Here is a 12,143-nt window from a genome sequence, read left to right as displayed (position 1 = left end):
CATTGTTACCGTTCAGAGCGTGTCTGACTCCTCGCGCGATACCGCCCAGGGCGCTGGCTGGGGCTCGGCCGAGCCCGGTGCCTACAAGCAGCTGATGCCGGACCACGTCGAGAAGCTGTCGTGGCTGAATCCACGGACCCTGTGGGCCGCCCGCAACGGCGTGCTGGCGTCCTGGTTCGGTGATCCGACCGGCCGCACCCGCAGCCGCTGGGTCGCGCACCGGGAAGCGGCCGGGGCGCCCGCCGACAAGGTGATCCGGCGGGAGGTGGCCGACCCGTTCTCGTTCATGGTCATCGGGGACACCGGCGAGGGCGACGACTCGCAGTACGCTGTCGTGCCAGGGTTTCTGAAGGCAGGTCAGGACACCGACTTCGCGGTGATCGCGAGCGACGTGATCTATCCGGTGGGCAGCGCCGACGACTACGGCAGCAAGTTCTTCCGCCCCTACCAGGACTATCCGGCGCCCATCTTCGCGATACCGGGCAACCACGACTGGTACGAGGACCTCGGCGCCTTCATGCGCGTCTTCTGCGCCGACACCCCGCCGCCCGGCCCCGAGCCCCGGCCCCGCCCGTTCACCCGCGCCTGGTGGCGCACCCTGCTGTGGCACCGGCCCCGCCCTGCCGACGAGCAACGACTCGCCGCCGCACGGGCGTTGCGGCCGGCCCCGGGCCAACAGGCCGTGCAGCCCGGGCCGTACTGGGCGATCGACGCGGGCCCGGTACGGATCGTCGGCATCGACACCGGTCTGCTCGGCACGATCGACGCCGAACAGGGCGCCTGGCTGCGTGAGGTGTCGAAGGGAACGAAGCCGAAGATCCTCATCACCGGGTCGCCGCTGTACGTCGACGGCGAGCACCACCCGTGCGCGATCGAGGGCGGCGGCACGGTGGACGACATCGTCCGGGACCCGGACCACCACTACGTGGCCGCGATCGGCGGTGACATCCACAACTACCAGCGCTACCCGGTCGACGTCGACGGCCGCACCATCCAGTACGTGGTCGCGGGCGGCGGCGGGGCGTTCATGCACGCCACGCACACCATCCCGCGGGTGTCGGTCGCGGGCGTCACCGAGCGGGACTTCCGCTGCTACCCGCTGCGCGGCGACTCGCTGGCCTTCTACAGCCGCCTGTACGGCCGCCGGCTGCGGCTGCGCCGCTTCTTCACCCTGACCGAGGCGGAGGCGACCGCGGTCGTCGCCGAACGCCTGGGCATCGAGCCGGGCCGCAAGACCGACCCGGACGCCCGGATCACCCGGCGCACCCGTCTGGTCGCGAACCTCCTCGGCACCGGTGGCCGCCCGGACCGTACCTCCCGGTTCCGGCTGCCCGTGCGCAAGGTCTACACCCAGCTGTTCTCGCCCGGCTCGGCCACCTACAGCCCACCGTTCTTCAAGTGCTTCCTGCGACTGGACGTCACGGCGGAAGCGGTCCTGCTGCGCTGCTTCGCCGCGACCGGCAACCGGGCCCAGGAAGTCGATCCGCCGGTCGAGGACGAGATCACCATTCCACTGAAGTGATCACACGGTTGTCACACCCGCCTGCGAGAATCACCGTCACAGGGAAGCGACGTACGACCGCTGGAGGAGCCCGTGCCGTCCACCGCCCGCCCGCTGCGCAAGCTGGGTTTCCTCACGATCGGCCTGTTCGACCCGGCGGATCCGGCCCGCGGCCACGCGTCGACGCTGGAGATCATCGAGCTGGGTGAGCGGCTCGGCTTCGACAGCGCCTGGCTGCGTCACCGTCATCTCCAGTACGGCATCTCCTCCCCGGTCGCCGTCCTCGCCGCCGCCTCCCAGCGGACCCGCCGGATCGAGCTGGGCACCGCGGTGACCCCGCTCGGCTGGGAGAACCCGCTGCGGCTCGCCGAGGACCTGGCGACGGTGGACATCCTGTCCGGGGGCCGGCTGAACCCGGGCGTCAGTGTGGGACCGCCGATGCACTTCGAGCACGTCAAGGGCGCCCTGTACCCGGACACGGCCGAGGCCGAGGACTTTGGTTACGAGCGGGTGCGGCGGCTGCTGGACCTGGTGCGCGGCAAACCCGCAGGCGACTTCAGCGGCGTCGAGGGTTTCGAGGCCGCGCGGCGGCAGCCGCATGTCGAATTCATCTCGGACGTGGTCCAGCCGCACTCTCCGGGCCTGGGCCGGCGCATGTGGTACGGCGGCGGCAGTCCGAGCTCGGCGCGCTGGGCGGGCGAGCACGGCATGAACTTCCTGACCAGCAGCGTGGTCAAGGCGGAACAGCCGGACGGCCCCTGGGACTTCGCCGAGATCCAGCTGTCCCTCGTCCGGGAGTTCCGCGCCCATCACCCCGACGGCGAGGCGGCCCGGGTCTCGCACGGCCTGGTCGTGATCCCCATCGACTCCGCGACCCCGGAGCAGCGCGCCAAGTACGAGGCGTACGCGGCCGAGCGGCTGCCGCGTACGGCCTCCCCGCAAGGACCCGGACGGCTGCTGTTCGCCCCGGACCTGGTCGGCACCAGTGACGAGATCGCCGAACGGCTGCGCGCACACGCCGCGTTCCGGGAGGTGGACGAGGTCGCGTTCGCGCTGCCGTTCACCTTCGAGCACGAGGACTACGTACAGATCCTGACGGACATGGCGACGAAGCTGGGCCCGGCGCTGGGATGGCGGCCGGCGGCCTGACCTCTGTTCGCCCGCGGTGGAACGCGGTCACGAGAAGTACGTTGCCGATGCCCGGCTCGTGGCCGGCGCCCGCCCCGCGCACACGACGGCGAGCGTGCGGGAACGTGTCCCGACGTCCACAGGCGCGTGGGGGCGGCGCGCGACGCGCCGACCAGCGGGACGTAGACCTCGGGCAGTTCGACGTCGTCGCGTACGGCGCCGGCCTGTTGAGCGCCCTGGAGGAGTTCCGCCACCGCTCGACGCGGAGCATGCGAGGCTTCGGCGACCTCACTGTCGCCGGCGCCGCCCGCTTCCAGCAGGGCTTCCCCGATGGCGGTCCTCGTCTCCGCGTCGGCGACCGGATGGCGGAACAAGGACTACCAGCGACCCGCCGCCGTACCCGTGACGGCCTGCGACCGCCTGCCGTCCACCCCCACCGGCACGTCTCCAGCGAGCATCACCCGGTGCATGGTCCGGGGGAAGCCCAGGTGGGCGTTGTCGCTGGGGGCGAGGTGGATGGTGGCCCGGTTGTCCCAGAAGGCGACGCTGCCCGGCTCCCAGCGGAAGCGAACGGTGTACTCGGGGCGCACGGCCTGCTCCAGCAGCATCTCCAGCAGGGCCGCGCTCTCCTGGCGGGAGACGTCGGTGATCTGTTCCACGTAGTAGCCGTTGACGAACAGCACCCGCTCTCCCGTCTCCGGGTGCACCCGGACCAGCGGGTGCACCGAGGCGACCTGGTGGTCGAGCAGATGGCGCAGGTACGCGTCGTCTCCGGCCCGGGGCTGGTAGCCGACGCCGAGCCGGTGCTCGGCGCGCAGCCCGTCCGCGAAGGCCCTGACCGGTGCCGACAGGCCGGCGTAGGCCGCGGCCAGGTTGGCCCAGGTGGTGTCGCCGCCGTACGGCGGCACGGTCCCGGCGCGCAGGACGGTCGCGGCCGGCGGGTCGATCCGGGCGCCGTGGTCGCAGTGCCAGCCGCGCAGGAGGGTGTGCCGGCGGCGCCGCAGCCACTCCTCGTGTTCCATGCCGAACCGGCCGCCCAGCTCCAGCCGGTCGGCGGTCGTCTCGATCTCGGGGAAGTCCGCCGGTGAGGCGCTGCCGCGGCGGCCCAGGACGACCGGTTCGCCGAAGCGGCGGGCGAAGGCGACATGCCCGGCGTGGTCCAGTTCCTGCCCGCGGAAGAACACCACCTTCCAGCGCAGGACGGCCTGCCGGACCAGGGCCACCACCGATTCGTCGAGCGGTCCGGCGAGGTCCACGCCGGTGATCTCGGCTCCGATGTGCCCTGCGGCCGGCCGCACCTCCACACCGGGAACCGTCACCTCCACGCCCTCGACCCGCTCCGTCTGATCCGCGGTGGCCCTGTGCGTCGTCATGCGCGCTCCGATGCTCGTACGAACCGGCTCCGCCCACGATCGTGGCACCGCGGCCCTCACACGGCGAACTCCCGGACCACCGTGTTCCGGAACACCGCCGTACCGCCGGCCCGGGCACCGAACATCGCGCTCGTCCCCGGCACCTCCTCGCCGGAGCACGTGCGCGAGAACATCGCCGCCGCGAGCCTCGTGCTCCCGGACGACGCGGTCGCGGACCTGAACGGCATCGGGGCTGAACGGTGGCGCGGGCTGAACGAGGGGCGCGGGCTGAAGGACCCGGCCCGGGGTACCCGGGGCGCGTGAGGCGGACGCATGGAAGGAGCCGCACGTGGCAGCGGAGGACCGGCTGCGGACGTACCGCGGCAAGCGTGACTTCGAGCGGACCCGCGAACCCTCGGGTCACGAGCCCCGGGCCGGAGGCGACGCACCCCGGTTCGTGGTACAGATCCACGACGCGCGGCGGATGCATTTCGACTTCCGCCTCCAGGTCGACGACGTCCTGAAGTCCTGGTCCGTTCCGAAGGGCCCGTCCACCGACCCCGCCGACAAGCGGCTGGCCGTGCCGACCGAGGACCATCCGCTGGAGTACGAGCAGTTCGAAGGCGTGATCCCGAAGGGCGAGTACGGCGGCGGCACGGTGATCGTCTGGGACCGCGGGACCTACGAACCGCTCAGCCACGACCGCCGGGGACGCCCGGTGGGGTTCGCCGAGTCCCTGGAACGCGGGCACGCCACCTTCCGGCTGCACGGGACCAAGCTGCACGGCGAGTACGCGCTGACCCGGTTCCGCGGCGGCGAGGGCGAGGAGGAGGCCTGGCTGCTGGTGCGCAAGGGACCGGCGCGGTCGGACGGGCACGGCACGCCGGATCCCCGCCGGGCCCGCTCGGTGCGGACCGGCCGCACGCTCGCGCAGGTCGCGGCCGACGGGCAGGAGTGAGCCGCGGTGCCGGGGCTGCTGGAGGCGCTGCCGGCCGACCGACGGGGGCTGCTGCGGCCCGCCCGGCCGGGTCCGGAACTCGCCGCCACCCCGATGCTGGCCACCCTCAGCGACCGGCGGGAGTTCGGTGAGGGCTGGCTGTTCGAGCGGAAACTGGACGGCGTCCGGCTGCTGGCGGTCCGCGAGGGTGACCGGGTGCGGCTGCTGTCGCGCACGGGTCAGCGGCTGAACGACACCTACCCGGAGATCGTGGCGGCGCTCGCGGCGCAGGAGTGCGCCGACTTCACGGTGGACGGTGAGGTCGTCGCGTTCACCGGGGGCCGTACCGATTTCGCGCGGTTGCAGCGGCGGATGGGGCTGACCCGGCGCCGGGACGTGGAGGCGTCCGGGGTCGCGGTGACGTACTACGTCTTCGACCTGCTGCGTCTGGAAGGCGCCGACACCCGTCAACTCCCGCTGCGTGTCCGCAAGTCGCTGCTGCGCCGGGCGCTGTCCTTTCGGGCCCCGCTGCGGCTGACCCCGCATCGCAACGCGGGTGGCGCCGAGTTGCTGGAGCAGGCGTGTGCCCGGGGCTGGGAGGGGCTGATCGCCAAGCGGGCCGACGGGCCGTACCGGACGCGCCGGTCCACGGACTGGCTGAAGCTCAAGTGCGCGCAGGGACAGGAGTTCGTGATCGGCGGTTTCACCGAACCGGCGGGCAGCCGGGCCGGGTTGGGGGCGCTGCTGCTCGGTCACTACGAGGGTGACCGGCTGCGGTATGCCGGGAAGGTCGGCACCGGCTTCGACCGGCGCACGCTGCTGTCCCTGCGCGAGCGGCTGGACGGGATGCGCCGGGACGACTCGCCCTTCACGGGTGCGGTGCGCGAGGCGCGCGCCCGCTGGGTGGAGCCGGAGCTGGTCGCACAGATCGCGTTCACCGAGTGGACCAGGGACGGAATGCTGCGGCACCCGCGCTACCTGGGACTGCGCGGGGACAAGCGGCCACGGGACGTGGTCCGGGAGAAGGCACCGGCCTGATGCCGGGTCACGCCGTCGCCCGCGGTGTGCGCCCGCGTCGTGATCACCGGGACGCCCGCCCGGTGGCGGCCGGTATCCGGATCGCCGGGGTTCCGGCCCCAGCGCGCCTGTGCGCACGCGTACCGCCCTCGGGTCGCCGTCACCGGCGCGCCGGCCGCCGCCCCACGCTGCGGGAGATCACCGTTCCCGGACGGGTGCGACGATCGAGGAGCCGGCCGCCCGGACCATGACCACCTCGGGCGGAACCTCGTCGCCACCCCGCTCGCGGTCGATGTGCTCCACGTCCTGCCGCACGGCTCCCCGTTCTCGAAGGACGCGCCGGACCCGGGCTGCCCGTTCGAGTGATCAGGGGCCGGGCAGCGCCTGCTCGGCCCAGATCGTCTTGCCCCGGCCCGTCTGCCGGCTGCCCCAGCGCTGGGTGAGCTGGGCGACCAGCAGCAGTCCGCGGCCGCCCTCGTCGTAGGCGTGGGCCCGGCGCAGGTGCGGTGAGGTGGAACTGGCGTCGGAGACCTCGCAGATGAGGGCGCGGTCGCGGATCAGCCGGAGTTGGATGGGCGGTTCGCCGTAGCGGATGGCGTTGGTGACGAGTTCACTGACGACGAGTTCGGTGACGAAGGCGGCCTGGTCCAGCCCCCAGGCGGTCAGCTGTTCACCGGCCGCCTGCCGCAGGACGGCGACCTCGGCGGGATCGGGCCGGACGTCCCAGGTGGCGACCCGGTCGGCGCCGAGAGCGCGGGTGCGCACCAGCAGCAGGGCGACGTCGTCGGCGTGCTGGTCGGGCAGGACGGCCTTGAGGACGCTGTCGCACAGGGCCTCCAGGGAGTCGGCGGGTGCGCTGAGGGCCCGGCGCAGTTCGTCGGTGGCACTGTCGCGGTCCCGGTCGCGGTTCTCGATGAGGCCGTCGGTGTAGAGGGCGACGACGGACCCCTCGGGCAGTTCCAGTTCCGTCGCCTCGAACGGCAGCCCGCCGACGCCGAGGGGCGGTCCTGCGGTCATGGGGACCGGCTCGGCGGTGTTGCCGGGCAGGACGACGGCCGGGGCCGGGTGGCCGGCGGCGGCCAGGGCGAGCCGGCGGGAGACGGGGTCGTACACGGCGTACAGGCAGGTCGCGCCGAGTTCGGCGACCTCCTCGCCGCTGTCGTCGGAGGCCAGGTGGGTGACCAGGTCGTCCAGGTGGGTGAGGAGTTCGTCGGGTGGCAGGTCGACGTCGGCGAGGGTGCGTACGGCCGTCCGCAGTCGGCCCATGGTGGCCGAGGACTGGATGCCGTGGCCGACCACGTCGCCGACGACCAGGCCGACCCGGCCGCCGGAGAGCGGGATGACGTCGAACCAGTCGCCGCCGATACCGGCCAGCGACCCGCAGGGCAGATACCGGTGGGCCACCTCGACCGCGGCCTGCCCGGGCAGGCCCCGCGGCAGCAGGCTGTGCTGGAGGGCGAGGGCGGTGGTGCGTTCGCGGGCGAAACGGCGGGCGTTGTCGATGCAGACGGCGGCGCGGCTGCCGAGTTCCTCGGCGAAGACGGCGTCGTCGGTGGCGTACGCGTCGGGGTGGGCCATGCGGACGCAGACCGCGACGCCCAGGGTGGTGCCGCGGGCCCGGAGGGGAATCGCGATCGAGGAGTGGGCGCCCTGCCAGAAGGAGCGGCCCTCGGGCGAGCGCGCGGCGCGTTCCTCCAGCCACTCGACGAAATCGGGCTCACCGGCCTGGCTGAGCACGGCGTGTCCGGCGCGCAGGGCGCGGGTGGGCGGCGAACCCGGCACGTAGTCATCGGTCTCGCCGATGCGGACGGCCGCACCGGGGTCGCCCTCGCGGGTCGAGCCGTGGGCGACACGGTGCAGGACGACACCGCCGGCCGGGAGCATCGGCGGCTCGTCCGTGCCGAGTACCCAGTCGAGCAGGTCGACGCTGGCGAAGTCGGCGTACCGCGGGACGAGGATGTCGATGAGTTCCTCGGCGGTGCGCACCACGTCCAGGGTGGTGCCGATGCCGGTCGCCGCCTCGTTGAGCAGGGCGAGGCGGCGCCGCGCCCAGTACTGCTCGGTGTTGTCGAAGGCCGCCATGCCGACCCCGGTCAGCTCGCCGGTATCGCCGCGCAGCGGCCACATCTCGATGCTCCAGAGGTGTTCCCGGTCGAGTGCGGGGGCGTCGGCGAAGCTCTCGTAACGGACGGGCCGGCCGGTCTCGGCGACCTCCCGGAGGTGGTTCAGGAAGCCCTGGTTGTATGCGGTCTCCCGCACGGTCTCGGGGAAGAACCGGCCCTTGAGCGCGGCCTCGGGGACGCCCATGACGGTGCAGGCGGTGTCGTTGACGCGCAGATAGCACTGCTGGAGGTCGAACACCGACATGGACATGGAGGCCTGCTCGAAGGCCTGGGCGGCCAGGAGGGTGCCGGGCGGGTCGGCCGTGACGACGTAGCCGGTGGGCTTCCCGTCGGCTCCGGCGACGGGGCAGGCGGTGAGGGTCACCTCGATGAGGTGGCCGTCGTAATGGCGCAGCCGGACGGTGCCGGTGCCTGCGGCGAGGGTGTCCGGCGGGAGGTCCCCGGCGAGCAGTTCGGCCGCGGGCCGGCCCACGACGTCCCCCGCCGGGTGGCCCGTGAGCCGCCGCGCGCCCTCGCTCCACCCGGTCACCGTGCCCAGGGCGTCGACGAACGCGACGGCGGCGCCATGCTTCATATACTCAAGGATGTTCCGATTGCCCCGGCGCATCAAGCGCGGGACCGGTCCCCCGCATCCGGCGCGCAGGGGGCGGATCAGCCCTTGTGGGCGCGCAGGGCGGCGAGGGCCCGGTCGGCGTGGGTGTTCATGCGCAGTTCGCTGCGGACGATCTCCAGCACCGTGCGGTCCTGGGCGATCACGAAGGTGACGCGCTTGGTGGGGGCGAGGGAGAAGCCGCGCCGGACGCCGAACCGCTCCCGGACCGTGCCGTCGGCGTCGGAGAGCAGGGGCATGCCGAGGCCGTGCCGGCCGGCGAACTCCTGCTGCTTGTCGACGCCGTCGCCGCTGATGCCGACGGGCCGGGCGCCGACGGCGGCGAATTCGGCGGCGAGGTCGCGGAAGTGGCAGGCCTCGGCGGTGCAGCCGGGGGTGAGCGCGGCCGGGTAGAAGAAGAGCACGACCGGGCCGTCGGCCAGCAGCTCGGTGAGCCGGCGGGTGGTGCCGGTCTCGTCGGGGAGGGCGAAGTCCTCGGCCTTGTCCCCGACCTCGATGCGTTCCGTCATGACCGTCCCTCTCCGTTACGGGCGACTCCTCGCGCCCACAGCACCAGCGGCACCTGCAGGGGCAGCCGCGCGAGGGCGGCCGTCCGCAGCGGTGCGGGCCGGTGCCGCCAGTCAACGGCCATCTGTACGTTCGCCGGGAACACCCCGACGAAGAAAGCCGCGGCCGCTTTCGCGGCGACCGCGCGCGTCCGGGGTGCGGCGATCCCGGCGGCGAGCGCCAGCTCCACGGCTCCGCTGCCGTACGTCCATGCCCTGGGCGAGCCGGGCAGCCGTCGCGGGATGGTGGAGTCGAAGGGGCGCGGGCTGGCGAAGTGGGCGACTCCGGCTGCGGCCAGCAGGCCGGCGAGCAGCAGGGGCGAGCGTTCGGAGCGGGGCACGGTTCCTCCTGTGGTGACCTGCGGCCGGATATTACTGGACGGTAGGCGCGGGGTGGTCCACTGCCACAGGAGGCAGCCTTCCGCCACGGCGAGGCGCGACGGCGCCCCGCCGCCACGCGACCTCGACCTCACGCCCTGCGGAAGCAACGGCGGCCCGTTGCCGCGGGGCCTCGAACCGCGACGGGGATGGCGGTGACCCCTTGCCGCACAGCCCCGGCCCCACGCCGTACGGAAGTAACCGTGGCCCGTTGGCGCGGGGTCTCGGTCGTCCCGCCGTGGCGACGGTGTCGTCCGTCTCTCGGCCGGGGTCCTCGTCGATCGTGTACGTGAGGAAGTCGTCGACCATGCGGTGGAAGAGGGTCGCCGTCTGCCGCAGGTCCGCGGACCGCCGGTCGGCGAGGGCGAGCCGCTTCCCCGGGCCCCGGCCTCGCGAATCAGGGTCGACGGCCTCCCGGCCCGCGTCGGTCAGCTGGATCCGCTGAGCCCGCCGGTCGACGGGGTCCGGGACGCGCGTGACGTGTCCGGCCCGCTGCAGTCGCCGCACGGTCCGCGTGACGTGGGAGGCCTCCACGCCCAGGCGCTGCGCCAGCCCCCCGGCCGCAGCGGTTCGGAGTCGGCGATCTGCCGGAGGAGCGCCACCGCGGCCCGGTCCAGCGGCACACCGGCCGGCGCCATCAGCCGCTCATGCTGCCGGGCCCGGGTGCTGAACAGGTGATGCGCGTCAGGGCGCGCTCGATCTCGGTGATCTCCGGGCACGCGAGGGGCCTGAGCCAAGTAGGTTCCGCCCCGCCGTCAGCGGACCCCCGGCGGCACGCGCACCCGTCCCGGGGACGTCCCGGCCGTCCCCGGGGACGGCGGGACGGCATGGCGACGGTCCGTCACGGAAACGCTGGCTGTCGTGATCACTGCTCGTGGTCACGAGAACGAAAGCCGGAGGTTTCCATGATCCGACGGACCCTCAAGAGCGGACTGCTGGCCACGGTCGCGGTGCTCGCGTTCCTGCCCACAGCGGCGGGGATCGCCGCGGCGAGCGCCACCACCCAGCACCCGGCGCCCAGCGCCGTCACCCAGGACGACGCCCACCACCGCACCCACGTCACGCACCGCGTCCACCACCGCGTCCACCTCCGCAGGCACCAGGCGCACCGCGTGCACCGCCACACGCCCCAGGGAGCCGCGTACCGCTCCGCCCCGCGGACGACGGCCCACCGCTTCACCCCGTACGCGGCGCCGTACCGCCTGCAGTACCGCCTCGTGGCGCGGTGGGTGCCCTACCGCCCCCTGCGGCCCGTCACCGGCCGCGTCACCACCCGGCACGCCCGGCTCAACGTCCGCTCCGGGCCGGGGACCGGCTACCGGGTGATCGGCCACCGGCACACGGGCCGGCACCTGACGCTCGCCTGCAGGACGCGCGGCTCCTCGGTGTACGGGAACCACACCTGGTACCGGCTCTCGCACCACCGGGGCTACGTCTCGGCGCGCTACGTCCGCGCCGACCGCGCCCTCCCCTGGTGCTGACGGCACATCACCGCCGCACCACAAGTCACCGAAGGCCCGTTCGACGACCCCCGAACGGGCCTTCGGCACGTCCGTACTTGACCTTCCTCCTACCTCACGAGGTGTTGCGGGCGCCGCACTCCCGGGAAGTCATTCCGGCAACAGGGGCGAAAACGCCCATAGCGGAAAGGGAGTCGAGGACGCACGATGCGGCACCCCCAAGCAGCGACCACGCCGGACGAGCCACTGGTGGCAGGACTGCGCGAGCTGAAGGACCGTACGGGGCTGAGCCTGGCGGCGCTGGCCGCGCGCACTCCGTACAGCAAGTCCGCGTGGCACCGCTATCTGTCCGGCGGCGCGCCGCCGCCCAGACCCGCCGTGGAGGCGCTCTGCCGCCTCGCCGGCACCGATCCCGACGCCGTACTGGCCCTCTGGGAGGCCGCGGAAGTGCACCCGCCCACGACCGCACCCGAAAAGCCCGGCCGATGGCGGCTGTCCAGACGGTTCCCGTCGTGGCGTGCGTCCTGGCTGCCGTTGTCCGCGCTCGCGCTGTTCGGGGCGGCGACGGCGGTGACCGCCGCCGTCGCCCTGTCCGACCGCCCGGACAGCGCGCCCGCCGCGCAGCACCTGCCGGCGGTGCCGCGCTGTCACGGCCGGTCGTGCCAGGGCGCGTTGCCCGACGCGTCGGCGTGCGCCCGGGACGCGCGAACCACGAGCACGGTCACCGGCCCCGCCTACACCGTCCTGCTGCGCTACTCACCGGCCTGCGGCACCGCCTGGTCCCAGGTGCGGCTGCGGTCGGCCAAGGCTCGCGAGGTGTCGGTGCGGGCAGGCCAGGACGTGCTGTCGGCCCGCTACCCGGCGGACGACCCGGCCGGGAACAGCAGCCCCATGCTCTCGGTGTCCTCGCCGCGGGGCGTGGAGGCGTGCGCCGAGGTGGACGGGGAGCTGGCGTGCACGGGCCTGGACGCGGAGCCGGAGCCGGACGCCCAGGGGTGACAGGCGCACCTGCCGGCGTAGCACCTCGATCTCCTCGAGGGTCTTGCCCCCGCGCCAGGACTTGACGGACTCACGGCGCTCTTCCCCTTGCCC

General features: G+C 73.5%; 12 protein-coding genes and 1 pseudogene. 7 read left to right on the top strand and 6 right to left on the bottom strand.

What is annotated here, in order from left to right:
* Positions 1-19 precede the first annotated feature (19 nt).
* Together ACWC94_RS39205 and ACWC94_RS39200 are read left to right on the top strand one after the other, a co-directional pair.
* Positions 20-1,522 carry a metallophosphoesterase family protein gene (locus tag ACWC94_RS39205; RefSeq protein WP_450802163.1) on the top strand — a complete coding sequence of 501 codons (1,503 nt, stop codon included), beginning with the start codon at positions 20-22 and terminating at the stop codon, positions 1,520-1,522.
* A gap of 72 nt (positions 1,523-1,594) precedes the next feature.
* Positions 1,595-2,650 carry an LLM class flavin-dependent oxidoreductase gene (locus ACWC94_RS39200; RefSeq protein WP_450802162.1) on the top strand — a complete coding sequence of 352 codons (1,056 nt, stop codon included), beginning with the start codon at positions 1,595-1,597 and terminating at the stop codon, positions 2,648-2,650.
* Here the strand turns inward: ACWC94_RS39200 and ACWC94_RS39195 are convergent.
* Together ACWC94_RS39195 and ACWC94_RS39190 are read right to left on the bottom strand one after the other, a co-directional pair.
* The gene (locus ACWC94_RS39195) at positions 2,581-3,003 is read right to left on the bottom strand and encodes an SbtR family transcriptional regulator (protein WP_450802160.1); all 423 of its coding nucleotides are present in this window, start codon (positions 3,001-3,003) and stop codon (positions 2,581-2,583) included. The two genes, ACWC94_RS39200 and ACWC94_RS39195, sit on opposite strands and share 70 nt — an antisense overlap.
* 3 nt (positions 3,004-3,006) lie before the next feature.
* The gene (locus ACWC94_RS39190; protein ID WP_450802159.1) at positions 3,007-4,002 is read right to left on the bottom strand and encodes a TauD/TfdA dioxygenase family protein; all 996 of its coding nucleotides are present in this window, start codon (positions 4,000-4,002) and stop codon (positions 3,007-3,009) included.
* 81 nt (positions 4,003-4,083) lie between these two features.
* Between ACWC94_RS39190 and ACWC94_RS39185 the strand changes: the two genes are divergently transcribed.
* Genes ACWC94_RS39185 through ligD form a run of 3 tightly spaced genes read left to right on the top strand, consistent with a single transcriptional unit; the run spans position 4,084 to position 5,956 of the window.
* Positions 4,084-4,305, top strand: a complete 222-nt coding sequence (locus ACWC94_RS39185) for a hypothetical protein (RefSeq protein ID WP_450802157.1) — start codon at positions 4,084-4,086, stop codon at positions 4,303-4,305.
* Between the two features lie 25 nt (positions 4,306-4,330).
* Positions 4,331-4,939, top strand: a complete 609-nt coding sequence (locus ACWC94_RS39180) for a DNA polymerase ligase N-terminal domain-containing protein (protein ID WP_450802156.1) — start codon at positions 4,331-4,333, stop codon at positions 4,937-4,939.
* A gap of 6 nt (positions 4,940-4,945) precedes the next feature.
* The gene (gene ligD, locus ACWC94_RS39175) at positions 4,946-5,956 is read left to right on the top strand and encodes a non-homologous end-joining DNA ligase (RefSeq protein WP_450802154.1); all 1,011 of its coding nucleotides are present in this window, start codon (positions 4,946-4,948) and stop codon (positions 5,954-5,956) included.
* Between the two features lie 345 nt (positions 5,957-6,301).
* On the opposite strand, the gene ACWC94_RS39170 is transcribed toward ligD, so the two are convergent.
* From ACWC94_RS39170 to ACWC94_RS39155, 4 genes and pseudogenes are all read right to left on the bottom strand, one after another.
* A complete protein-coding gene (locus ACWC94_RS39170) occupies positions 6,302-8,632 on the bottom strand; it encodes a SpoIIE family protein phosphatase (protein WP_450802152.1) in 2,331 nt (776 codons plus the stop codon).
* A gap of 77 nt (positions 8,633-8,709) precedes the next feature.
* Positions 8,710-9,177 (bottom strand): peroxiredoxin, encoded by a 468-nt coding sequence (locus ACWC94_RS39165; protein ID WP_450802150.1) that lies wholly within the window; start codon positions 9,175-9,177, stop codon positions 8,710-8,712.
* Entirely contained in the window at positions 9,174-9,554 is a 381-nt protein-coding gene (locus tag ACWC94_RS39160; RefSeq protein ID WP_450802149.1) for a DoxX family protein, read from the bottom strand. Before ACWC94_RS39160 ends, ACWC94_RS39165 begins: the two co-directional genes overlap by 4 nt.
* Before the next feature lie 298 nt (positions 9,555-9,852).
* Positions 9,853-10,300: pseudogene (locus tag ACWC94_RS39155) on the bottom strand (MarR family winged helix-turn-helix transcriptional regulator); the annotation flags it as partial.
* Positions 10,301-10,496: 196 nt separating this feature from the next.
* Here ACWC94_RS39155 and ACWC94_RS39150 point away from each other — a divergent pair.
* Positions 10,497-11,072, top strand: coding sequence for a hypothetical protein (locus ACWC94_RS39150; protein ID WP_450802147.1), 576 nt, complete (start codon positions 10,497-10,499; stop codon positions 11,070-11,072).
* Between the two features lie 186 nt (positions 11,073-11,258).
* Positions 11,259-12,050 (top strand): XRE family transcriptional regulator, encoded by a 792-nt coding sequence (locus ACWC94_RS39145; protein ID WP_450802145.1) that lies wholly within the window; start codon positions 11,259-11,261, stop codon positions 12,048-12,050.
* The last annotated feature ends 93 nt before the right edge of the window (positions 12,051-12,143 follow it).

Source organism: Streptomyces sp. NPDC001135 (genome assembly GCF_053598395.1).
The sequence above is the reverse complement of the archived record's forward strand: the minus strand, read 5'-3'. Positions and strand labels throughout refer to the sequence as shown.

What these genes read in the sequence shown, in the direction of transcription:
- ACWC94_RS39145 (WP_450802145.1), top strand. Translation starts at nt 11,259, where the DNA reads ATGCGGCACCCCCAAGCAGCGACCACGCCGGACGAGCCACTGGTGGCA.
- ACWC94_RS39190 (WP_450802159.1), bottom strand. Translation starts at nt 4,002, where the DNA reads ATGACGACGCACAGGGCCACCGCGGATCAGACGGAGCGGGTCGAGGGC.
- ACWC94_RS39170 (WP_450802152.1), bottom strand. Translation starts at nt 8,632, where the DNA reads ATGAAGCATGGCGCCGCCGTCGCGTTCGTCGACGCCCTGGGCACGGTG.
- ACWC94_RS39150 (WP_450802147.1), top strand. Translation starts at nt 10,497, where the DNA reads ATGATCCGACGGACCCTCAAGAGCGGACTGCTGGCCACGGTCGCGGTG.
- ACWC94_RS39165 (WP_450802150.1), bottom strand. Translation starts at nt 9,177, where the DNA reads ATGACGGAACGCATCGAGGTCGGGGACAAGGCCGAGGACTTCGCCCTC.